Genomic DNA, 2,388 nt, shown 5'->3' with positions numbered 1-2,388 from the left:
GAGTAGCGCGCCCAAGACCCGAAGCGGAGTGATCTAGCCATGGGCAGGTTGAAGCGGAGGTAAGACTTCGTGGAGGACCGAACCCACCAGGGTTGAAAACCTGGGGGATGACCTGTGGTTAGGGGTGAAAGGCCAATCAAACTCCGTGATAGCTGGTTCTCCCCGAAATGCATTTAGGTGCAGCGTCGTGTGTTTCTTGCCGGAGGTAGAGCACTGGATAGGCGATGGGCCCTACCGGGTTACTGACCTTAGCCAAACTCCGAATGCCGGTAAGTGAGAGCGCGGCAGTGAGACTGTGGGGGATAAGCTCCATGGTCGAGAGGGAAACAGCCCAGAGCATCGACTAAGGCCCCTAAGCGTACGCTAAGTGGGAAAGGATGTGGAGTCGCAGAGACAACCAGGAGGTTGGCTTAGAAGCAGCCACCCTTGAAAGAGTGCGTAATAGCTCACTGGTCAAGTGATTCCGCGCCGACAATGTAGCGGGGCTCAAGCGTACCGCCGAAGTCGTGTCATTGCAGCATGAGGGCCAACGCCCGCTGTGATGGGTAGGGGAGCGTCGTGTGCCGGGTGAAGCAGCCGCGGAAGCGAGTTGTGGACGGTTCACGAGTGAGAATGCAGGCATGAGTAGCGATACAAGAGTGGGAAACTCTTGCGCCGATTGACTAAGGGTTCCTGGGTCAAGCTGATCTGCCCAGGGTAAGTCGGGACCTAAGGCGAGGCCGACAGGCGTAGTCGATGGACAACCGGTTGATATTCCGGTACCCGCTTTGAAACGCCCAATATCGAATCCATTAATGCTAAGGCCGTGAAGCCGCCCTGAGCTCTTCGGAGCGTAGGGGAGTGGTGGAGCCGCTGACCCAAGGTGGTAGTAGGTAAGCGATGGGGTGACGCAGGAAGGTAGTCCAGCCCGGGCGGTGGTTGTCCCGGGGTAAGGGTGTAGGCCGTGTGGTAGGCAAATCCGTCACACATAAGGGCTGAGACCTGATGCCGAGCCGATTGTGGTGAAGTGGATGATCCTATGCTGTCGAGAAAAGCCTCTAGCGAGTTTCATGGCGGCCCGTACCCTAAACCGACTCAGGTGGTCAGGTAGAGAATACCGAGGCGTTCGGGTGAACTATGGTTAAGGAACTCGGCAAAATGCCCCCGTAACTTCGGGAGAAGGGGGGCCATTCCTGGTGATGATCTTTACGGTCTGAGCTGGGGGTGGCCGCAGAGACCAGCGAGAAGCGACTGTTTACTAAAAACACAGGTCCGTGCGAAGCCGTAAGGCGATGTATACGGACTGACGCCTGCCCGGTGCTGGAACGTTAAGGGGACCGGTTAGCTCTGTTTCGACGGGGCGAAGCTGAGAACTTAAGCGCCAGTAAACGGCGGTGGTAACTATAACCATCCTAAGGTAGCGAAATTCCTTGTCGGGTAAGTTCCGACCTGCACGAATGGCGTAACGACTTCTCGACTGTCTCAACCATAGGCCCGGTGAAATTGCACTACGAGTAAAGATGCTCGTTTCGCGCAGCAGGACGGAAAGACCCCGGGACCTTTACTATAGCTTGATATTGGTGTTCGGTTCGGCTTGTGTAGGATAGGTGGGAGACTGTGAAGCGGGCACGCCAGTGTTCGTGGAGTCGTCGTTGAAATACCACTCTGGTCGTGCTGGATGTCTAACCTGGGTCCGTGATCCGGATCAGGGACAGTGTCTGGTGGGTAGTTTAACTGGGGCGGTTGCCTCCTAAAGGGTAACGGAGGCGCCCAAAGGTTCCCTCAGCCTGGTTGGCAATCAGGTGTTGAGTGTAAGTGCACAAGGGAGCTTGACTGTGAGACCGACGGGTCGAGCAGGGACGAAAGTCGGGACTAGTGATCCGGCGGTGGCTTGTGGAAGCGCCGTCGCTCAACGGATAAAAGGTACCCCGGGGATAACAGGCTGATCTTCCCCAAGAGTCCATATCGACGGGATGGTTTGGCACCTCGATGTCGGCTCGTCGCATCCTGGGGCTGGAGTCGGTCCCAAGGGTTGGGCTGTTCGCCCATTAAAGCGGTACGCGAGCTGGGTTTAGAACGTCGTGAGACAGTTCGGTCCCTATCCGCTGCGCGCGTAGGAGTCTTGAGAAGGGCTGTCCCTAGTACGAGAGGACCGGGACGGACGAACCTCTGGTGTGCCAGTTGTTCTGCCAAGGGCATGGCTGGTTGGCTACGTTCGGAAAGGATAACCGCTGAAAGCATCTAAGCGGGAAGCCTGCTTCGAGATGAGGACTCCCACCCACTTGATGGGGTAAGGCTCCCAGTAGACGACTGGGTTGATAGGCCAGATATGGAAGCGCCGTAAGGTGTGGAGTTGACTGGTACTAATAGGCCGAGGGCTTGTCCTCAGTTGCTCGCGTCCACTGTGTT

At 56.8% G+C, this 2,388-nt stretch carries 1 rRNA gene (only partly in view); it reads left to right on the top strand.

The annotated features are described in order from the left end of the window. Nucleotides 1-2,366, top strand: a 23S ribosomal RNA gene (locus K6I34_RS31315); it begins 845 nt to the left of the window's first position. The last annotated feature ends 22 nt before the right edge of the window (nt 2,367-2,388 follow it).

The sequence above is a fragment of the Streptomyces sp. UNOC14_S4 genome, from assembly GCF_020740835.1.
Classification (GTDB): domain Bacteria; phylum Actinomycetota; class Actinomycetes; order Streptomycetales; family Streptomycetaceae; genus Streptomyces.
Note: the sequence above shows the minus strand (reverse complement) of the source record. Positions and strands in the feature narration are given on the sequence as shown.